A 20,980-nucleotide genomic window follows, 5' to 3' on the forward strand; every position below is an offset into this window, starting at 1 on the left:
GCGCGACCTTGATGAGCTACGAGAAGCAACGCGAAGCCATGGTGCAGCGGCAGATCCGTGCCCGCGGCATTACCGGCGAAGCGATCCTGCGGGCATTCGGCGAAGTGCCGCGCGAACGGTTCGTGCCCGCGGACATGGCCGAATTCGCCTATGAAGACGGCCCGCTGCCGATTGGCGAGGGGCAGACGATCTCGCAGCCCTATATCGTCGCCAGCATGATCGACGCGGCGGCGATCGGGCCGGACGACCGGGTGCTCGAAGTGGGCGCAGGCTCGGGCTATGCGGCCGCGGTCCTGTCGCGGATCGCACGGCAGGTTTTCGCCGTCGAACGCCATGCGATCCTCGCCCGGCAGGCGCGCGAGCGGGTCGAGGCGCTCGGCTACGACAACCTGGAGATCGTTGCCGGCGACGGGATGGACGGCCTTCCCCACGAAGCGCCGTTCGATGCGATCCTGGTTGCCGCGCGCAGCGACGAAGTGCCCCAGGCCCTGAAACGCCAGCTGGCGAAAGGCGGCAGGCTGGTCATACCCGTCGGGGGCGAAGACATGCAGCAGCTACGCCACGTACTGCGCACGGGGGAGGAGTCCTGGGAAAGCCACGACATCGCGCCCGTGCGCTTCGTGCCCCTGCTGCCCGGCGCCGTGCCGGAGGACGGCGCACCCGCCGCCAGCAACCATCGGCCCGCGCGTGCGAAGACCCTGCCCGAGTCGATCGCCGATGCCGCAATCCCGCTCGGCGATATCGGCGACGATTCCTTCGCGGCGGCTTTCGACCGCTTTGCCGACCGGCGCGTGGTCATGCTGGGAGAATGCAGCCACGGCACGCACGAGTTCTACGCCGCGCGCGCCGCGATCACGCGCCGCCTGGTGGAACGGCACGGTTTCACCGTGGTCGCGGTGGAAGGCGACTGGCCCGATGCCGCGGCTTACGACCGCTATATTCGCGGGCTACCGCAGCGCGAGGGTGCGCCACGGCCCTTCCGGCGCTTCCCCACATGGATGTGGCGCAACACGGTCATGCCCGGTTTCCTGGGCGATCTGAGGGCGATCAACAAGCGGCGGGGCGAGAACGACCGGGTCGGTTTCTACGGTCTCGACATCTACAACATGTCCGGTTCGATCGCGGCAGTGCTCGCCTATCTCGACGAGCACGATCCCGAAGCCGCCGCCATTGCCCGCGAACGCTACGGCTGCCTCACCCCGTGGCAGGCCGATCCCGCGACTTACGGCCGAGCGGCGCTGCGCAAGGGCTATGCCGAGTGCGAGCAGCCGGTCGTCGCGCAGTGCCGGGAACTGCTGAAACGGGCGCTGGAACAGGATGGCGAAAGTTTCGGCGCGGCGATGAACGCGCGCCTGGTGACAGCGGCGGAGCGCTATTACCGCATCATGTACTACGGCGGCGCCGAAAGCTGGAACCTGCGCGACAGCCATATGGCCGAAACGCTCGACCACCTGCTCGAGGCGCGCGGGCCCGGTGCCAGGGCGGTGGTCTGGGCCCACAACAGCCATATCGGCGACGCACGCGCGAGCGAGATGGGCTCGGTCCGGGGCGAGCACAATCTCGGCCAGCTCATCCGCGAGCGATGGGGGAAGGAAGCGGCCCTGATCGGCTTCGGAACCCATGCGGGCACCGTCTCCGCCGCCGACGACTGGGACGGGGAGCGTGCGACCAAACGCGTCCGCCCCTCGCGCCGCGACAGCTACGAGCGGCTGTGCCACGACAGCGGCGTGGCGCGTTTCCTGCTCGACCTGTCGAGCGATCCCGCGCTGGCCCGGCGCCTGGCGGAGCCGCGGCTCGAACGGTTCATCGGAGTGATCTACCGGCCCGAAACCGAACGCTGGAGCCACTACAGCGAAGCCGCCTTGGCCGGACAGTTCGACGCCTACGTCTGGTTCGACGAGACGCGCGCGCTCGAACCGCTCGCGCCGCACGAACCCCACGATCGCGGGCCGCAAACCTGGCCGTTCGGGGTTTAGAGCCGCTTTCGGCAAGGCTGAAGCGGTGCCGGCCCGATGAAAACGAGCCTGCCCTTGCCCGTCAGCCCCCTTGGCGGCTTGCCTCCGCCGCGGCGACGGCTTCGGCCGGCCAGGTCACTTGCGTCTGCGTCTGCGGATTGAAGACATCGCCCGGATACTGCGCCGCGGCCGCGGCGGCGATTTCGGCTTCGGTCAGGAACTCGCTCGGTTCCAGCGCGAAAACGTCGAGCCCGCGGGTGATCTCGGTCGCGTAGATCCGGCCCCTGTACCAATAGGCCGACCAGTATCCGCCGGTGACCAGCTGATCCTTGTCCACCGGGCCGCGATCGAAATAGGCGATTTCGATCGGATTTTCGGCATCGGTGAAGTCGATCACGCTGATCCCACCCTGGTACCAGGCCTGCACGAAAATATCGCGCCCGGGCACCGGAATGATCGAGCCGTTGTGCGCGACGCAGTTCTCCTTGTCGGTCTGCGGGGCCGGCAGCTTGTAGAGGCTGCGGAAGGCGAGCTTGCCGTCCTCGATCGCGTAGATCGCGTTCGCGCCCCAGTTGCGCGGATCGCCCGCCTGGCAGCGCGGCCGGCCACCGCCGCCCCATTCGTCGGTGAACAAGACCTTCGTTCCATCGTTGTTGAACGTCGCCGAATGCCAGTAGGCGAAACCCTTGTCGGTCACGTCGTCGATCCGCACCGGCTTGAGCGGGTCGGAGATGTCGAGGATGATCCCGTTGCCCGAACAGGCGCCGGCGGCGATGTTCTTCGCCGGAAACACCGTGATGTCGTGGCACTGGTCGGTCCGGCTGGTCTTCTGCGTGCCTTCGCCATGGTCGCCGCCGCGCCAGAGACCGGCGATCCGGCCGTCGCTGGCGAAAACGCGGGGGCGGTCGACGATGCGCGCCGCTGCCGGGTTGGCCATCGGGATTTCGATCACGTCGATGGAAAACAGCGCGGTATCGTCGCCGGCCGTGTCGCTGCACCCCTCCAGCTCGTCCTCCTCGCGCACATAGGACGTGCCCGAATTGTACACCACGATCCGATCGTCGTCGGCCGCCACGATCGAGTGCGTGTGGCTGCCGCGGCAGGTCTGCACCTGGCCGACCTGAACGGGGCGGGTTATGTCGGCGATGTCGAAAATGCGCAGGCCCCGGAAGCGCTCGGGACTGGTGCGGCCGTCGACCCCCTGCAACCCGCAGTCGACCCGCCCGCGGCTGTCCTCGACGCTCATGATCAGCAGGTCGCCGACGATGGAAACGTCGCCCTGCCCGCCCGGGCAGACGGTCGAGCTGACCAGCTGCGGCACGCCGTCCTCGCCCAGGCGATAGGCGTTGAACCCGTGATAGTTGCCGGCGACGAGCAGGTCGCCGGAAAAGGCCATGTCGGTATTGGCGAACGAGAGCAGCGATCCGCGCTCGCCGAACTGCGGCTTGTCGTCCTCTTCGTCCGCGGCGCCGCCGTCCTCGCCCGCGGTCCGATCGGCGTGCCCCTCGTGCGCGGAATCGCCGTCCTTTTCGGGCTTGAGCGGGCGCAGCTGGGCCGGGTTTTCCGGGTCGAAGAAGCCCGGCGGCTTGGGCAGGGCGGCCACCAGGCGCAAATTGCCGATCGCTTCCCCCGCGTCGCGCAAGCCGGGGGCCAGCGCCACCCGCGGATCGTCGGACAGCCCGGCGAGCACCGCGTTCATACGGTCGATTTCGGCCTGCTGATCGCTCACCACGTCGTTGGTGAACTCGAACAGGACCGGCTCGTAGGCGGTGCCGGGCTGCTCATGCAGCTCTTCGACCATGTCGATGGCGCCCCTGTGGTGCGGGATCATCAGTTGCAGGAACAGCCGGTCGAAGGCCGTGCCGCGCGAATCGGCGAGCTGCGCCATCTGCTCGGGCGTTGCCATGCCTCTCATCGCCTCATGCCGGTGCGCGTGGCCCATCCCCGCCATCGCGATATCCTGGCCCCGCTCGCGCAGCCATTCGGTCATGAAGCCGATCTCGTCCTTCTGGCTGGCGTCGATGCGGCCGGCAATCGCCACGATGTCGGGATTGTTGGTCCGCTCCTCCACCAGCGCGGCCATGTCGACGGCCTGCCGGTGGTGAACGATCATGGCCTGCATGAAGGCCACGTCGGCCGGCGAGAAGGCCGTATTGGCAAGGCGCGTCGCCTCGTCCGCGGCAAGCGTGCGGGTCGGCTGCCCGGGCGCACCGGGCTGGAGGATCGGCACGTCCTGCGCGGCAAGGGCGCTCGTCCCGGCGAGCAGGCCTGCGGCAAGCGACAGGCGGGCGAAACGGCGTGCGATCATGGTAGGCGTCCCCCTCGAACAGTTCACGGCGGAAAATGGGGACTATCGCGACGCGCAAGTCAATACGACGCTCGTCGAGCGGCATTGGCCGTTCGTCGCGCCTGCGCTTCGCTCGGCGCGGCAGGCGGCGCGCGGCGCGCGGCGCGCAACATTTTCTCCGCTGGACCGTTGAATGGCCGGACAACGAGGAGGAAAACGCATGAAATTGCCGCACAACGCTCACGTCGCGCTGGTCGACGGGACCACTTTCGTCGTCATGCAGAACAAGGGCAAGCCGTTCGAGCCGGAGTTGGAGACGGTCGCCAAGCCCGAGTTGTCGACGACCAACTTCAGCGCCGGGGTGCGCCATCAGGACCCCGTCAGCCAGCAGCAGGGGCGTACCGATCTCAACGAACTGGCCCACGGCGCCGCGGCTGCGGAGTGGCTCAATGCCCGCGCCATCGCCGACGAGATCGATCGGGTGCTGGTGATTGCCGATCCCAAGACGCTGGGCGAAATGCGCCGCCACTATCACACCGAACTGGAAAAGCGGCTGGTCGGCGAAATTGCGAAAACCATGACCGGCGAGACGAGCACGCGGATCGCGGAGGCAATCGCCGCCGCCTGACAGGTTTCAGCCGGTGTTCATCGCTGTCGCGCCACCACTCGTCGCCGCCCCGCTTGCCGGCACGAATTCGTACCCGTTAAGTTGTTGCAAACCAAGGGAGGGTTACGACAGCCGCATGGCATTGGGATCGCACATCACGAAAACGCTGACGGGACTGGCCGCCGCGCTCGCGCTCGGTCTCACCGCTTTTCAGCCGGCGCAGGCGCAGACGGCGGACTTCAACGCGATGTTCGACAGCGTCCTGGGCACGGAAGCGCGGGCACCGCAGACGTTCGAGGCGGTGTACCAATCCGGTTTCGAGCAACGCCTCGCCCAGGCGGCCGACGGGTCCGACGGCCGCATCGGCGTTTCCGTGCTCGACCTGGCCACGGGGCAGGAGTTCTCGATCCTCGGCGATCAGCGGTTCCCGATGGCGAGCACCAGCAAGATCGCGATCGCCGCCACTTTCATGGAAGGGGTCGAGCAGGGCCGCTGGAGCCTTTCGAGCGAGTTTCCACTGCTCATCCCCGTCCGGTCCGAACCGTTTTCGAGCCCGAAGGCGCCGGTCAGGCGCGGCCGGCACCTGCCGGCCAGCGAACTGATAGAACTGATGATCACGCGGTCGAGCAATCCGGCAACCGACGCCCTGCTCGCCGCAGTGGGCGGCCCGGCCGCAGTCAACGACTGGATGCGCCGCGCCGGGATCGAGGATTTCCAGCTGACCCGCGACATCGCCACGCTGGTGCGCGACGATGGCGAAATCGATCCGGCGGCGGCGATCGACCTGCGCGACAGCGCCACGCCGCGGGCGATGACCAGGCTTCTGGCCGGACTTTACCAGGGCCGCTGGCTTTCGCCCGCCAGCCGCGCCGTCATCATCGGTGCGATGGAACGGTGCCGGACGGGCAAGCGCCGGATTCCCGCGCTCCTGCCGGCCGGAGTCACCGTGGCGCACAAGACCGGGTCGCTCAACAATACGTCCAGCGACATCGGCATCATCAACACCCCGGACGGGCGCGCGTTCGCGGTCGCGATCTACGTGACGGGCCAGGGGAGCCGGTCGGCGCGCGAGAACCGCATCGCCCGGATCGCCCGCGCCGCCTATGCCGGGTACGACAATCCCGGCGGCGTCACCTGGGCGGAAGCCGTCTATGCCAATGCCCGCGAAGGCACGGCCGCCAGCCCCTGAACCCGGCCCCTGAACATCGTCCTGTTCGCAGGCCCCGGGGCGCAGGCGGACAGGCCGGGCATCGCGCACGCAAAGCGAACAAAGAGAAGGAGAAAGGGCGGCGCCTCGCGGCACCGCCCTTCCCTTTTTCGCCAGGCGAAAGCGAAGATCAGTCGGCCTGAGCTTCGGCTTCCGTTTCGCCGTGCACTTCGGCTTCCGCAGCGGCGGCAGCTTCGTCCGCAGCAGCGGCGGCTTCGTCGGCAGCGGCAGCGGCTTCTTCGGTCGCGCCTTCGACGGCGGCACCGGCATCGGTCGCGGCGTCTTCGACGGCGGCGCCCATGGCGTCGGCGTTGGCTTCGGCGTCGGCAGCGGCGCCTTCAACGGCGTCGCCGGCAGCGTCCTGCGTGCCTTCCGAGCAAGCGGCGAGGGTCAGGGCAGCGCCAGCCGCGGCAGCGGCGAGAACGATCTTACGCATATGTCAGTATCCTTGAACAGCGAGTGGTTTCATCCCGGCCAGAGGCCGAAACGCGAAGCCCACAAGCGTGCAGACTTCGAGCGGGATGAATAATGGCGAATTTGTGGCGATGCAAGCGGTTTGACACTTTTAGGCCGCAATTGCCCCACTGTCCTCCGCCGCACGAAAGCGGCTGACCGGGGGAAATTGCGCTGCTACCAACCATGCGATGGCAGACAAGCAGCACCTCTACCTCGTCGACGGATCCTCGTACATTTTCCGGGCCTATCACCGCCTGCCGCCGCTGACCGACCCTGAGGGGACGCCGGTGGGCGCGGTCTATGGCTACACCACGATGCTGTGGAAGCTGGCCGACGATCTCGACAAGGCCGAAGGGCCGACCCACCTGGCGGTCATCCTGGACAAGGGATCGACCAGCTTCCGCAACGAGATCTACCCGGAATACAAGGCGAATCGCCCCGATCCGCCCGAGGATCTGGTGCCGCAGTTCCCGTTGATTCGCGATGCCACGCGCGCTTTCAGCCTGCCCTGTATCGAGGAAGAGGGGCTGGAGGCCGACGACCTGATCGCCAGCTATGCGCGCGCGGCGACCCGCAGGGGATGGGACGTGACGATCGTCTCGTCGGACAAGGATCTGATGCAGCTCGTCGGCAAGTGTGCCGAACCCGACGAGGGTGTGGCCGAGGGCGGCTGCATCGACATGCTCGATACGATGAAGAATGCGCGGATCGGCCCGGACGAAGTGGTCGAGAAGTTCGGCGTGCCGCCCGAGCTGGTCGGCGACGTGCTCGCGCTGATGGGCGATTCGGTCGACAATATCCCCGGCATCTACGGCATCGGCCCGAAGACGGCTTCCAAGCTGATCGTCGAACACGGCGACTTGGCGGCAGCGCTCGACGCCGCGCCGGCGATGAAGAAATCCAAGCTGAAGGATCGCCTTCTCGAAGGTCGCGAAATGGCGGAGCTGAGCCGCGTGCTGGTGCAGCTCAAGGAAGATTGCGACCTGCCCATGGCGCTCGACGAGTTCGCGCTGACCACCATTCCGCCCGAACCGCTCGCCGCATTCCTCAGCAAGCATGGCTTTACCAGCCTGCTGCGACGGCTCGATTCGGGCAGCGGCAGCCCCACCCGCGCGACCGACCTCGATCCCGCCAGGCCCGTGACCAAGGGGGCCGGCAGCGCACCCGACGGAAATCGCCAGCCTCTCCCCGACCTGCCGGCGGTGGATCGCAGCGCCTACGAGTGCGTACAGACGGCCGAGCGGCTCGAACACTGGATTGCGCGGGCGTTCGCCGCAGGGCTGGTCGCGGTCGATACCGAAACCAGCGCGCTCGATGCGATGCGGGCGGACCTGGCGGGGATCAGCCTGGCGCTGGGAGCGAACGACGCCTGCTACATCCCCCTCGCCCACGGGGGCAGCGACATGTTCGCCGAACGGCCCGAGCAGGTCGCGCGCGAGACCGCGCTCACCCTGCTCAAGCCGCTTCTGGAAAGCGAGGCGGTGCTGAAAATCGGCCAGAACGTCAAATACGATCTCAACGTCCTGGCCCGCCACGGGATCGCGATGGCGCCGGTCGACGACACGATGATCGTTTCCTTCGCGCTCGATGCGGGCCGCAGCCTCGACGGGATCGGCGGCGGGCACGGAATGGACGAGCTTTCGCAGCGGCACCTGGGCCATACGACTCTGACGTTCAAAGACATTTGCGGCACGGGCAAGAAGACGATCCCGTTCGGGGAAGTGCCGCTCGACCGCGCAACCGAATATGCGGCCGAAGACGCGGACGTGACCTGGCGCCTGCACCGCCTGCTCAAGCCGCGGCTGGCGACCGAAGGCGGAACCCGGGTCTACGAGCGCGTGGACCGGCCGCTGATCCCGGTCGTCGCGCAGATGGAGCGGCACGGAATCCGCGTGGACAAGGCGCAGCTGGGCAAATTGTCGGACGAGTTTGCGGCCGAGACCGGCCGGCTCGAAAGCGAAATCCACGAAATCGCCGGAACCCGGTTCACCATCGGCAGCCCGCGCCAGCTGGGCGACGTGCTGTTCGACAAGATGGGCTACAAAGGCGGGCGCAAGGGCAAGAGCGGGCAGTATTCGACCGATCAGGCGATGCTGGAGAAACTCTCCGCCCAGGGCGCCGAGATTGCCGACAAAGTGCTGGAATGGCGCCAGCTGACCAAGCTCAAGAGCACTTATACCGACGCGCTGCAGGCCGCGATCAACCCGCAGACCGGGCGCGTCCATACCAGCTACAGCCTCGTCGGCGCGCAGACCGGGCGCCTTTCCTCGACCGACCCGAACCTGCAGAACATCCCGATCCGCACCGAGATCGGGCGCCAGATCCGCGACGCCTTCGTGGCGGAGGACGGCAATGTCCTGCTCGCCGCCGACTATTCGCAGATCGAGCTGCGCCTGGCCGCGCACATGGCCGACGTGCCCGAATTGAAGCAGGCCTTTGCCGAAGGCGAGGACATTCACGCGCGCACTGCCACCGAGATGTTCGGCGAAGTCACCCGCGACACGCGCGCCCGCGCCAAGACGATCAACTTCGCGATCCTCTACGGCATCAGCCGCTGGGGCCTCGGCGCGCGGCTGAAGGTGGAGCCGGACGAGGCCCAGGCGATGATCGACACTTATTTCCAGCGCTTCCCCGGCATCCAGCGCTATATCGTCCATACGCTGGAGACGGTGCGCGAGCGCGGCTATTCCGAAACGCTGTTCGGCCGCAAGACGTGGTTCCCGCGGATCGGCTCGAAGAACCAGGGGGAGCGCCAGGGGAGCGAGCGCGCCGCGATCAACGCACCGATCCAGGGCACCAGCGCCGATATCATCAAGCGCGCGATGGCGCGGATGATGCCCGCGCTGACCGATGCCGGCCTGGGCCATGTGCGCATGTTGCTCCAGGTCCACGACGAACTCGTGTTCGAACTGCCCGAAAGCGACGTCGCCGCGGCAAGGCCGGTGATCGAGCGGGTCATGGCCGAAGCCGCCCTTCCGTCGGTGTCGCTCGACGTGCCCCTGGGCATAGAGATCGGCACCGGGCCGAGCTGGGGTCAGGCGCACTGATGGGCAGGATCAGGCTCCGCCTTCGGCGGCCGCGGGCGGGCAATCTGGTCATGCTGGGGCTGATCGCCTTCGCGCTGCTCGCGGGCATGGCCCTGGTGTTCCAGACGATCGAGGCGGAGCGCGCCGAGCGCCGGCAGGTGCGCGAAACGAGCGAAATCCTGCTCGAGCTGCGCAACGTCACGCGCGCGGCGCTCAATGGCGAAACCGGACAGCGCGGCTATCTGCTGACGCTCGATCGCCGCTATCTCGAACCCTATCACATCGGGCGCGAGCAATATCGCCCCGCCCTGGAGCGGCTGCGCCGCCTGGTGGGGGCGGACGCGCCGCAGCGTCAGCAGGAACTGCTCGACGAGATCCAGGCTCTCGCCGAATCGAAATTCGCCGAAATGGCCGAGGTTGTCGCCCTGGTCGACGAACGGCGGGTGATCGAGGCGCGGCGGCGCCTGCTCGACGACGAAGGGGCCGAGGCGATGGCGCGGCTGCGCCGGGCAACGCGCGAAATGGAACTGATCGAAAACCGCATCCTGCTGAACGCAGCGAGCGAGACCGCGCGTGCGGAAGGCCGCGTGCTGCCCCTGCTCGCGGCGGTCATGCTCGTCCTCCTGATAACGCTGGTGCTCGGTTACCGCCTGGTCACGCGGGCCGCGCGGGCCGAGGCGGAGGCGGCCCAGGCGAGCGCGCTTGGCGAAGCGCGCGACCGGGCGGACCTGCTCGCGCGCGAGTTGAACCACCGGGTCAAGAACCTGTTCGCGGTGATCCTTGCGATCATTCGCATGAGCGCCAAGGATTCGCCCGAAGCGAAACCCGTGATCGAGCGCATAACCGAACGCATCCACGCCTTGCTGACCGCGCATGACGTGACCCAGGGCACGCTGGAGCGGCCCGTGGCTTCGCTGCGCACGCTGGTCGAGACGACGCTTGCCCCCTATCGCTCGGAGAAGCTGCCCGCGAGGATCGAGGGGCCCGATATCGAATTGCCGGCAAAGCAGGTCACGCCGCTGGGCCTCGTGCTGCACGAGCTGACCACCAATGCGGTCAAGTACGGGGCCTGGAGCAAGGGCGGCCTGCTGGAAATCGCCTGGCGGGAAGACGAAGGCCGCGTCACGATCGACTGGCGCGAACATTGCGAGGCGGACGGCACCCCGCCCGAACGCACCGGTTTCGGCAGCCTGCTGATGACCAGCGCCGCCCGCCAGCTGCGCGGGGAGATCGACCGGCGGTTCCGGGCCGACGGGGCCGAGATCACGATCGCCTTCCCTCTCGGCGCCTGATCGCAGTGCGCTTGCCAGCGCCGGCCGCAAGCCATATTCACGCACCAATGCCCGAACGTTTCGATCCACGTAACTGGACGATCGCCTGGGGCGAAGTCGCGATCATGGCGGTCGCCATCGTTCTGGCCGTGGTTGCCGCCTTCCTGATCCACAAGGCGGTCTTCACCATCCTGCGCCGGCTCGCCCGCGGTTCGCAATCGCAGGTCGACGGAATCGTGTTCGATCGGATCGCGCAGCCGATACGCTGGGCGGTCGTCGCCCTGGCGATCGCGCTGGTCGCGCAGACCCATTCGGGCGTTGCCGGGGTCTGGCGCTGGATCGCCCCCTTCCTGGCGCCTGCCCTGGTCGGCTGGCTCGCCCTGGCACTGGTCCGCGCCTTCGCCGCGGCAATGCAGATGCGCAGCGAGCTTTCGTCGGACCCGATCGCGGCGCGCAGCCGCCGCACCCGGATCGCAATCCTGTCGCGAACCGCGGGATTCCTGATTATCCTGCTGACGGTCGCCATGATGCTGCTCGCCATCCCCGGCGTCCGCGACGTGGGCGTGACGCTGATGGCCTCCGCCGGGCTCGCCGCCCTGGCCGTGGGCGCTGCCGCCCAGCCGGCGCTCAAGTCCCTGATCGCGGGGATGCAGATGGCCCTGACCGAGCCCATACGGATCGGCGATCTCGTGGTGGTCGATGGCTTCGGCGGGCGGGTCGAGGAAATCCGCATGAGCTTCGTGATCGTCCGCACCTGGGACGAGCGCCAGGTCGTCGTGCCGACCAGCACCTTTCTCGACACCAGTTTCGAAAACTGGTCGCGCGATAGCGAACAGCTTTCCGGCCCCGTCTTCCTCCATCTCGATCCCGCGACAGAGGTTGCGCCGGTCCGCGCCGAGTTCCAGCGCTATGTCGCCACGCGGGAAGAATGGGACGGGCGCACTGCCGAACTGCTGATGACCGAAGCGCACCCGGAAAGCATCGAGCTGCGCATCGCGATCAGCGCGGCGACCATCGGCGACTTGTGGACCCTGCGCTGCGCGGTGCGCGAGCACATGCTCGACTGGTTGCGCGTCAACATGCCCGATGCGCTGATCCGTCACCGCCTGGGCGTGGAAGAGGCCAACGCCCGGGCACAGCAAGGCTGATCGGAGCGGATGAAGCCGCACCGTCCCGCGCTGCGGGACAGGGGCCGCCGCTCTATCCGTGTTTCTGTTTGCGAGTCGGCTCCACCATCCCCTCGCTGATGAAGCCGATCGGCATCGCTTCCGCCGCGCGCTTTTTCAGCTCGCCGCGCATCTTGCGGTACTCGGCTTCCATTTGCGGGGTCACGGTGGCGCGCGAATCCTCCAGCGCTTCGGCAAAGTCGGCCGCGCTCACTTCATGGACTTCACCCCCGACGCGGCGCAGGGCATTCAGTCCAGCCCGGCGCACGATATCTTCCAGGTCGGCCCCGGTGAAACGGTCGGTCTTGGCGGCAACCGCGGCCAGGTCCACGTCGTCCGCCAGTGGCATGTCGCCGGTATGGATGCCGAGAATCTGCGCTCGCCCCTTCTGATCGGGCGTCCCGACATAGACCAGTTCGTCGAACCGGCCCGGGCGCAGCAGCGCGGGGTCGACCAGGGTCGGCCGATTGGTCGCTCCGATCACCACAACCGACTGCAGTTCCTCAAGCCCGTCCATTTCCGCGAGAATGGTGTTGACCACGCGGCCGGTCACCTGCGGTTCGCCCTGCCCGCTGCCGCGCGCGGGCACGAGGCTGTCGATCTCGTCGATGAAGACCACGCAGGGCGCGACGGCGCGGGCGCGCTGGAACATGCGGGCGATCTGCTGCTCGCTTTCCCCGTACCATTTGGAAAGGAGGTCGGAACTCTTCATCGAGATGAAGTTCGCTTCCGCTTCCTTGGCGACGGCCTTGGCCAGCAGGGTCTTGCCGGTGCCCGGCGGGCCGTAGAGCAGGAACCCCTTGGCCGGGCGGATGCCCAGCCGGCGGAAGGCGTCGGGGTTCTTCAGCGGCAGCTCTATGCCTTCGCGCAGCATCTCGATCGCGTCGTCCACGCCGCCGATATCGCCCCAGCTCACGCGCGGGACCTGGACCATCACTTCGCGCATCGCGCTCGGCTGCACGCGCTTGAGCGCGGACAGGAAATCCTCGCGCGTCACCGACAGGTTATCGAGCACTTCGGGCGGGATCGTCCGCTCGTCGAGGTCGAGCTTGGGCATGATGCGCCGCACGGCGTCGATCGCCGCCTCGCGCGCAAGCGCCGCAATGTCGGCGCCGACGAACCCGTGGGTGACGCGCGCAAGCTCGTCCAGATCGACCCGATCGCCCAGCGGCATGCCGCGCGTGTGAATCGCCAGGATCTCGCGCCGGCCCTTCTCGTCGGGAACGCCGATCACGATCTCGCGATCGAACCGGCCGGGCCTGCGCAGCGCTTCGTCGACCGCGTCGGGCCGGTTGGTCGCGGCGATCACCACCAGGTTGGAACGCGCTTCCAGCCCGTCCATCAGAGTGAGGAGCTGCGCGACAAGGCGCTTTTCCGCCTCGCCCGTCACTTGCGCCCGCTTGGGCGCGATCGAATCGATCTCGTCGATGAAAACGATCGCCGGGGCATGTTTGGTTGCGTCTTCGAACACCTCGCGCAGGCGCTTCTCGCTCTCGCCGTAACCCGAACCCATGATCTCGGGGCCGTTGATGATGAAGAACTGCGCATCGCTTTCGTTCGCCACGGCTTGCGCCAGGCGCGTCTTGCCGGTGCCCGGCGGTCCGTGGAGCAGCACGCCCTTGGGCGGGTCGACGCCGAGCCGGGTGAACAGTTCGGGATAGCGCAGCGGCAGCTCGACCATCTCGCGCAGCTGCTGGATCGTGTCGTCCATCCCGCCGACGTCGTCGTAGTTGACCACCGCGCGTCCGGTGGGCGATTCCTCGTATTCCGCGCGCAGTTCGACTTCGGTGTTCTCGTCGATATGGACGATGCCCTTCGGCGCGGTCGAGACCACGGTAAGGCGGATCTGCGTCAGCGCATAGGCGGGGGCGTTGAACATCCGCTGCACTTCGGGCGGCATGTTCTGCACCGGCTGCTGGCCGGTGGTGGCGACGAGATCTCCGGCCGTCAGCGGCTTGCGGAAGAAATTGCGCTTGAGCGCCTGCGTCGGGCCCTGCAGGCGCATTTCCCGACTGGCCGGGGCGAACACCACCCGAGTGGCCGGGCGCGACCGTGCGGCCGAGACGCGAACGTGTTCGCCCGATCCGCATTCCGCATTGTTGCGCTGCAACCCGTCGAGACGGACCACCTCGAGCGACTGGTCTTCGTCGTAAGCCGCCATCGCGATCGCCGCGGTCGTGCGCTTGCCGGTGATTTCGACAACGTCGCCTTCGGTGATTCCCAGCGCCTGGAACGTCGAACGCGGCAGGCGCGCCACGCCCCGGCCGCTTTCCTCCTGCCGGGCGGCCGCGACCTGGAGCCGGACCGCCTTGCCTTCTACTGTCGCGTCGACTTCGGCCATCCGGTCGTATCTCCCTGCATCGTTGCGGTTCCGGGTCTGTATGGTTGGATTCCGGCGATCCTTCCTTAGCTAGGAACGGATTGCGTCGAGTCAAACGAACAAGCGATCCGCAGGTGCCCGAAGGCGCGATGTTCGCGCGCACCGGGCAAAGAAAAGGCCCGGTCACGAGGACCGGGCCTTGAAAGTCTTGGGAGAGGATGCCTGAAAGGCCCGCCCTATGTGCATCGCAGCACGAATTTGTGCAAGTGCGAAAAGCGCATTCGATGTTGAGAAAAACGCAACACATGGCATTCGTCCGTTGTAAAGTATGACACTTTCGCGACGCCCTCCCGGTCGCGCTTCGCGCTTTGCTGCAATGCACCATACGAAACCGGCGGGCGGGCGCGCGTCCGGGGGTGACAGCCTGACGCTTCATGCTTAGACGCTGGGGCCGTTTAGGAGGTTCGATGCAGAAGCTATATCGCGATGCCGCCAGCGCCCTCGACGGGCTGCTCAGGGACGACATGCTTATCGCCGCCGGGGGCTTCGGCCTGTGCGGGATCCCCGAAAGGCTGCTCGATGCGATCCGCGACAGCGGCGTGAAGGGGCTCACGTTCTGCAGCAACAATGCCGGGATCGACAACGAAGGCATCGGCAAGCTGCTGCGCACGCGCCAGGTGAAAAAGATGATCTCGTCCTACGTCGGCGAGAACAAGGAATTCGAACGGCAGTTCCTTTCGGGCGAGCTGGAGGTCGAATTCTGCCCCCAGGGCACGCTGGCCGAGCGCATGCGCGCCGGCGGCGCGGGCATTCCCGGCTTCTATACCAAGACCGGAGTCGGCACCCAGGTGGCCGAGGGCAAGGAAGTCAAGACCTTCGACGGGGAGGATTATATCCTCGAACGCGGCATCTTTGCCGATCTTTCGATCGTGAAGGCGTGGAAGGCCGACGAGACCGGCAATTTGATGTTCCGCAAGACTGCACGCAATTTCAACCTGCCGGCCGCCACCTGCGGCAAAGTCTGCGTCGTCGAGGTGGAGGAAGTCGTGCCCGCGGGCAGCCTCGATCCCGACTGCATCCATCTGCCCGGCGTCTATGTCCAGCGGATGATCGTGGGCGCGCCCTACGACAAGAAGATCGAGTTCCGCACGACCCGGGAGCGGACCGGGAAGAAGCACGAGGCTGCGTGAGCGCGCGGCGGCTCCATACCGCCTGCGCGGTATCGGCGCTTGCCTTGACGCTGGGCGGCTGCGTCGCCGCGGCAATCCCGGTCGTCGCCGGGGGCGCTATCCTGAGCGCGCACGAGCACCGGGCTCCGCGGGCGAATGCCGCGGCGGCCTCGACATCCGCGGCGGAAAGCCCGATGGCGCACGGCGCGACCGGAGGCACGGCGGCGGGCGATCCGTCCCGGGCGACCACGCCGTTCCAACCCTTCATCGACTACGCTCTCGCCGAAACGGCGCGCCACCCGACCGACGACCGGCGCCGCTCCGCCATTCTTGCCGATCCCGGCACGCTTCAGCCCGTCACGACCGACTGTTCGATCCTCCCCCCGGCGGTGCTGATCGATCTCGACCCCGCCGGCGGCGCGCTCGACATCGCCGCACTGGCATCCGACACGGCGCTTGCCCAGGCGCTCGAAGACTTGCGCGCGCAGGATGTCGAGGTCTTCTGGATCAGCGCGACATCGGCCGGCGAGGCGGGCACGCTCCGCACCCGCCTGCGCGAGACCGGGCTCGATCCCGCCGGGCGCGATCCTCTTCTACTGATGCGCCGGCCCGGCGACCGCAAGCAGCTTCGCCGCAAGGAACTGTCCCGCACGCACTGCGTGGCGGCCATCGCGGGCGACGAGCGTGCCGATTTCGACGAACTTTACGCCTATCTGAAGGAACCGGCCGCGGCTTCGGCGCTCGAGGCGCTGATCGACCGGGGCTGGTTCCTCGTTCCGACACCTCCAGAGACCAAGGAAGACTGATCGATGCCCTGGGACCGCAACCAGATGGCCGCACGCGCGGCACAGGAACTGCAAGACGGATACTATGTGAACCTGGGGATCGGCATTCCCACCCTGGTCGCCAACCATATTCCCGAAGGGATGCATGTCACGCTGCAAAGCGAGAACGGCATGCTCGGCATCGGGCCGTTCCCTTACGAGGACGAAGTGGATGCCGACCTGATCAACGCGGGCAAGCAGACGATCAGCGAGCTGCCGCACAGCGCCTATTTCGACAGCGCCGCCAGCTTCGCGATGATCCGCGGGGGCCATGTCGACCTGACCGTGCTGGGCGCCATGGAAGTGGCCGAGAACGGCGACATCGCCAACTGGATGATTCCCGGCAAGATGATCAAGGGCATGGGCGGGGCGATGGATCTCGTCGCCGGGGTGAAGAAGATCATCGTGGTGATGGAGCACACGGCGAAAGACGGCAGTCCCAAGTTCATTCCCCAATGCACCCTGCCGCTGACGGGCACGAATGTGGTCGACATGATCGTGACCGATCTTGCCGTGTTCCAGCGGCCCGATCACGACAGTCCGTTCCGCCTGATCGAACTGGCACCCGGCGTCACGGCGGAAGAAGTCGCCGAGAAGACGACCGCGCACTACCTCGCCTGAGCTTGTGAGCGAGCCTCGCGCCCCGCTTGCCGGCCTTCGGGTGGTCGAGCTGGCTCGTGTCCTGGCAGGGCCTTTTGCAGGCCAGATCCTCGCCGATCTGGGAGCCGACGTGATCAAGGTCGAAAGCCCCGAAGGCGACGGCACGCGCCAGTGGGGCCCGCCGTGGATCGAGCGCGACGGCGAACGCGCGGCCGCCTATTACCACGCCTGCAACCGGGGAAAGCGCTCGGTCGTCGCCGATTTCGCCGACGCGCAAGACCGCGCGATGGTGACCGGCCTGTGCGCCGGCGCGGACGTGGTGATCGAAAACTTCAAGGCGGGCACGCTGGCCCGCTACGGCTTCGACTATGCCACTCTCTCGGCCGGCAATCCGCGCCTCGTCTATTGCTCGATCACCGGCTTCGGGCAAGACGGCCCGCGACGCGACGAACCGGGATACGACTTCGTGATCCAGGGCATGAGCGGCCTTATGGCATTGACCGGCGAACCCAACGACGAACCGATGAAGATGGGGGTTTCGATCTCCGACCTGGCCTGCGGCCTCTACGCGACGATCGCGATCCAGGCCGCGCTGCTGATGCGCGAGCGAACCGGCGCCGGCCAGCATATCGACATGGCGCTGCTCGACTGTTCGGTGGCGCTACTCGCCAACCAGGCGATGAGCTTCTTCGCCAGCGGGGCCAACCCGCCGCGAATGGGCAATGCGCACGCGCAGGTCGTGCCTTACGGCGTGTACCGCACGAACGATGGCGAGATCGTTCTGGCCCCTGCCAACGACCGGCTGTTCGGCGCGCTCATGCGCGCGCTCGGCCGGGCCGATCTGGCGGACGACCCGCGCCTTGTCGACAATGCCGGAAGGATCGCCCACCGGGGCTGGCTGGAGGCGGAAATCGCGCAGGAGATTGCCGGCTGGACCAGCGCCGACCTGCTCGCCGTCTGCCGCAAGAGCGGCGTCCCCGCCGGACCGATCAACGATTGCGCGGCGGTGTTTTCCGATCCGCAAGTCGCGGCGCGAGGGATGAAGATCGCGCCCGGGGGCATTCCCGGCGTGCGCAGCCCGATCCGCTTTTCCGATGCCCAACTGGCGCTCGACCGCCCCTCTCCCCGCCATGGAGAGCACGGCGCGGACATCGCCTGGCACGATTAAGTCGACTTCATTGAGACGGCACCGGCCACTTCAAAACGACTCCAGATCAGGCCAGCGCGGCCTTCAGGTCGTCGACCAGATCGGTGCGCTCCCAGGGGAAGTAATCGCCTTCGGCCGCGCGCCCGAAATGCCCGTAGGCCGCGCTGCGGCGATAGATCGGCTTGTTGAGTTTTAGGTGCGTGCGAATGGCCCGCGGCGTCAGCCCGCCAAGCTTGTCGATGCTGCGGATCGCATCTTCGATACGCTCGTCGTCCACGTTCCCGGTGCCGTGCGTGTCGACATAGAGCGAAAGCGGCTCCGACACGCCGATGGCGTAGGAGAGCTGGATCGTGCAGCGCCGGGCGATCCCCGCCGCGACGATGTTCTTGGCCAGATAGCGGCTGATATAGGCAGCCGAGCGGTCAACTTTGGTCGGGTCCTTGCCGCTGAACGCTCCGCCGCCGTGGGGCGATGCGCCGCCGTAAGTGTCGACGATGATCTTGCGCCCGGTGAGCCCCGCGTCGCCATCGGGCCCGCCGATCACGAACGTGCCGGTGGGATTGATGTGCCAGCGCGTTTCGTCCGACAGGAAACCCTCCGGCAGGATTTCCGCGACGACGCGCTTCACATAGTCCTTCAGCTCCGCTTCCTTCGCCCCTTCGTCGTAGCCCGGGGCATGCTGGGTCGATACGACGATCGCGGTCGCGGCGACCGGCTTGCCGTCGCGATAGCGCAGCGTGACCTGGCTCTTGGCGTCGGGTTCGAGGAACGGCGCCGCGCCGCTCTTGCGATCGGTGGCAAGCCGCTGGAGGATCTTGTGGCTGTAATCGATCGTGGCCGGCATCAGGTCGGGCGTTTCGTCGCAGGCGAACCCGAACATGATGCCCTGGTCGCCGGCGCCCTCATCCTTGTTGCCGCTGGCGTCGACCCCTTGCGCGATATGCGCGCTCTGCCCGTGGAGGTGGTTTTCGAAGGTCAGCGTTTCCCAGTGAAAACCGTCCTGCTGGTAGCCGATTTCGCGCACGGTGCGGCGCACCGTCTGCTCGATTTCCTCAAGCGCGCCATCGATCCACGCCCCGTTCTCATACACCCCCTTGCAGCGCAGCTCGCCGGCCAGCACCACGCGCTGCGTCGTGGTCAGCGTTTCGCAGGCCACGCGCGCTTCGGGGTCCTTCGACAGCAGAAGATCGACGATGGCATCGGAAATCTGGTCCGAAACCTTGTCGGGATGCCCCTCGGAAACGCTTTCGGAGGTGAAGAGATACGTGCTGCGCATGCCTGATATTCCGATATAAAGATAGCTTTATGTCCAAACCGGCTTCCTAGCCGCGTCGCAACCGCGTGGCAACCAGCGATCCGGCGATCAGCAGCAAGGCCCAGCCCATGGCCAGCCAGTTGCCCCATCGGGCGAACCAGGTTTCGGGCGCGGGCGGCGGGACGAGGCCGTCGATCCGGCCGGGAACGCGCATGCCGATATGATCGCGCACGACCCCGCGCGCGTCGATCACGGCGCTGATCCCGGTCGTGGTCGAGCGCAGGACCGGCAGCCCTTCCTCGATCGCCCGCATCCGCGCCTGGGCGAGGTGCTGGGGCGGGCCCCAGGCGCCGAACCAGCCGTCGTTGGACGGGTTGAAGATATAGTCCGGCCGCTCGGTGCGGTCGGTGACCTGGCCCGAAAACACGATCTCGTAACAGATCTGCGCCCCCGCCCGGCCCCAGGGGCCGAGGTCGAGCGTGCGCGGGCCGGGGCCGGGAATGAAATCGAGGGTGCCCGCGACCAGCCGCGTCAGGCCGAGCGGCGAAAGCCAGCTGCGCAGCGGCAGATATTCGCCGAACGGCACGAGATGGGCCTTGGCATAGCGCTCCCCCAGCGTCCCGTCGGCCATGATCGGCGTGATCGCGTTATAGGCACCGGTCGCCCGTTCGCGCCCGTCGACCGTTTCGATCTCGAGATCGACTGCGCCGGTAAGCAGCGCCGAACCTTCGCCGATGACCCGACCGATCCGCCAGCGGGCATAGCCGGGATTTCCGGCGGCGGTCATCTGGTCGTAGTAACGCTGGGGATAGCCGTCGCGCAGATAGTCGGGCACGCCCGATTCGGGCCACAGCACCAGGCGCGGGCCGCCCGGCTCGCGCGGCACCGAAAGCCGGGCCAGCCGGGCGAACTGTTCTTCGAACTTGGCCGGGTTGTCGAGATCTTCCTGCCGGATATCGGGCTGGACCAGCGTGAAGCGCAGCGAACCCTCCTCGGGCGGCGGCGCCGGCCAGTACATGCCCGCCGTCAGCAAGGCGACAGCCAGGGCGAGAGGGATCCAGCGCCGTTCGCGCAGCAGCACGACGATGAGGAAGGCGATCAGGGCGGCCAGGCCCGACAGCGCGTAAGTTCCCGTCCACGGCAGGATTGCCGCCAGCCCCGGCCGGTCGAACATGCCGAGAAAGATCAGCCCGAACGGATCCCAGGCATAGCCGCTAAGGACCCAGCTGCGCAGCCATTCGGTTACCGCCCAGACCCCGCCGAACAGGCAGGCGGCTGCGCCTGGCCCCATCCGGCTGGCCAGAACGCGCAGAAGCAATGCAGCAAGGGCGGGATAGAGCGCGAGGTAGAGCGATACGAGCGGAACCGCGAACCAGCCCAGCCAGACCGGCATTTCGGCCTGATAGGTGAAGGCCGTGGCGATCCAGTTGTTGGCGAGCGTGAAGTGGGCCAGCCCGAACAGCCAGCCACGCAGGAAAGCGCTTCGCCGATCGGGCGCTTCGAACGCTATCCAGGCGAAGAAGCCCATCGCCAGCAGCGCGATCGGCCACAAGTTGAGCGGCGGAAATCCGGTGGCGGAAAGCGCGCCGCAAAGCAGCGCGGACAGTCTCGGTCGCGCGTGGAACCAGTTGGCGATCCGGCCGATCCGATCCATCCGCGCCTCGTTTCTCGCTGCCAGCCCGCGACCGGC

16 protein-coding genes are annotated in these 20,980 nt (G+C 67.3%); 11 read left to right on the forward strand and 5 right to left on the reverse strand.

The window, feature by feature from the left end:
- Positions 1-11 precede the first annotated feature (11 nt).
- On the forward strand, positions 12-1,976 hold the full coding sequence (locus tag V5F89_RS01935) for a protein-L-isoaspartate(D-aspartate) O-methyltransferase (RefSeq protein WP_338446582.1): 1,965 nt from the start codon (positions 12-14) through the stop codon (positions 1,974-1,976).
- Between the two features lie 61 nt (positions 1,977-2,037).
- On the opposite strand, the gene V5F89_RS01940 is transcribed toward V5F89_RS01935, so the two are convergent.
- Entirely contained in the window at positions 2,038-4,263 is a 2,226-nt protein-coding gene (locus V5F89_RS01940) for a DUF305 domain-containing protein (protein WP_338446583.1), read from the reverse strand.
- Between V5F89_RS01940 and V5F89_RS01945 the strand changes: the two genes are divergently transcribed.
- From V5F89_RS01945 to V5F89_RS01955, 3 genes are all read left to right on the forward strand, one after another.
- The gene (locus V5F89_RS01945; protein ID WP_338446584.1) at positions 4,262-4,435 is read left to right on the forward strand and encodes a hypothetical protein; all 174 of its coding nucleotides are present in this window, start codon (positions 4,262-4,264) and stop codon (positions 4,433-4,435) included. The two genes, V5F89_RS01940 and V5F89_RS01945, sit on opposite strands and share 2 nt — an antisense overlap.
- 27 nt (positions 4,436-4,462) lie before the next feature.
- Positions 4,463-4,870 (forward strand): host attachment protein, encoded by a 408-nt coding sequence (locus V5F89_RS01950; protein WP_338446585.1) that lies wholly within the window; start codon positions 4,463-4,465, stop codon positions 4,868-4,870.
- Positions 4,871-4,985: 115 nt separating this feature from the next.
- Positions 4,986-6,038, forward strand: a complete 1,053-nt coding sequence (locus V5F89_RS01955; RefSeq protein WP_338446586.1) for a serine hydrolase — start codon at positions 4,986-4,988, stop codon at positions 6,036-6,038.
- Positions 6,039-6,186: 148 nt separating this feature from the next.
- On the opposite strand, the gene V5F89_RS01960 is transcribed toward V5F89_RS01955, so the two are convergent.
- Positions 6,187-6,492: a hypothetical protein gene (locus tag V5F89_RS01960; RefSeq protein WP_338446587.1), complete on the reverse strand. Its 306-nt coding sequence runs from the start codon at positions 6,490-6,492 to the stop codon at positions 6,187-6,189.
- Between the two features lie 208 nt (positions 6,493-6,700).
- Between V5F89_RS01960 and polA the strand changes: the two genes are divergently transcribed.
- From polA to V5F89_RS01975, 3 genes are read left to right on the forward strand one after another with little or no spacing between them, the layout of a single operon-like run.
- Entirely contained in the window at positions 6,701-9,559 is a 2,859-nt protein-coding gene (polA, locus tag V5F89_RS01965) for a DNA polymerase I (protein WP_338446588.1), read from the forward strand.
- On the forward strand, positions 9,559-10,830 hold the full coding sequence (locus V5F89_RS01970) for a sensor histidine kinase (RefSeq protein ID WP_338446589.1): 1,272 nt from the start codon (positions 9,559-9,561) through the stop codon (positions 10,828-10,830). The genes polA and V5F89_RS01970 overlap by 1 nt, the downstream gene beginning before the upstream one ends.
- Positions 10,831-10,877: 47 nt before the next feature.
- Positions 10,878-11,957: a mechanosensitive ion channel family protein gene (locus tag V5F89_RS01975; RefSeq protein WP_338446590.1), complete on the forward strand. Its 1,080-nt coding sequence runs from the start codon at positions 10,878-10,880 to the stop codon at positions 11,955-11,957.
- A 52-nt stretch (positions 11,958-12,009) separates the two neighbouring features.
- Here V5F89_RS01975 and V5F89_RS01980 read toward each other — a convergent pair whose 3' ends face one another.
- A complete protein-coding gene (locus tag V5F89_RS01980; RefSeq protein WP_338446591.1) occupies positions 12,010-14,316 on the reverse strand; it encodes a CDC48 family AAA ATPase in 2,307 nt (768 codons plus the stop codon).
- A 446-nt stretch (positions 14,317-14,762) separates the two neighbouring features.
- Here V5F89_RS01980 and V5F89_RS01985 point away from each other — a divergent pair, with 446 nt between their 5' ends.
- Genes V5F89_RS01985 through V5F89_RS02000 form a run of 4 tightly spaced genes read left to right on the forward strand, consistent with a single transcriptional unit; the run spans position 14,763 to position 18,056 of the window.
- Positions 14,763-15,485, forward strand: coding sequence for a CoA transferase subunit A (locus V5F89_RS01985; RefSeq protein ID WP_338446592.1), 723 nt, complete (start codon positions 14,763-14,765; stop codon positions 15,483-15,485).
- Complete coding sequence (locus tag V5F89_RS01990) at positions 15,482-16,270, forward strand: hypothetical protein (RefSeq protein ID WP_338446593.1); 789 nt, start codon at positions 15,482-15,484, stop codon at positions 16,268-16,270. The genes V5F89_RS01985 and V5F89_RS01990 overlap by 4 nt, the downstream gene beginning before the upstream one ends.
- Before the next feature lie 3 nt (positions 16,271-16,273).
- A complete protein-coding gene (locus tag V5F89_RS01995) occupies positions 16,274-16,909 on the forward strand; it encodes a CoA transferase subunit B (RefSeq protein ID WP_338446594.1) in 636 nt (211 codons plus the stop codon).
- A 4-nt stretch (positions 16,910-16,913) separates the two neighbouring features.
- Positions 16,914-18,056, forward strand: coding sequence for a CoA transferase (locus tag V5F89_RS02000; RefSeq protein WP_338446595.1), 1,143 nt, complete (start codon positions 16,914-16,916; stop codon positions 18,054-18,056).
- 46 nt (positions 18,057-18,102) lie between these two features.
- Here V5F89_RS02000 and metK read toward each other — a convergent pair whose 3' ends face one another.
- Both metK and lnt read right to left on the reverse strand, forming a co-directional pair.
- Positions 18,103-19,311, reverse strand: coding sequence for a methionine adenosyltransferase (gene metK / locus V5F89_RS02005; protein ID WP_338446596.1), 1,209 nt, complete (start codon positions 19,309-19,311; stop codon positions 18,103-18,105).
- 46 nt (positions 19,312-19,357) lie between these two features.
- Positions 19,358-20,944 (reverse strand): apolipoprotein N-acyltransferase, encoded by a 1,587-nt coding sequence (gene lnt, locus V5F89_RS02010; RefSeq protein WP_338446597.1) that lies wholly within the window; start codon positions 20,942-20,944, stop codon positions 19,358-19,360.
- Positions 20,945-20,980 lie beyond the last annotated feature (36 nt).

Source organism: Pelagerythrobacter marensis, assembly GCF_036700095.1.
Taxonomy (GTDB): domain Bacteria; phylum Pseudomonadota; class Alphaproteobacteria; order Sphingomonadales; family Sphingomonadaceae; genus Pelagerythrobacter; species Pelagerythrobacter marensis_A.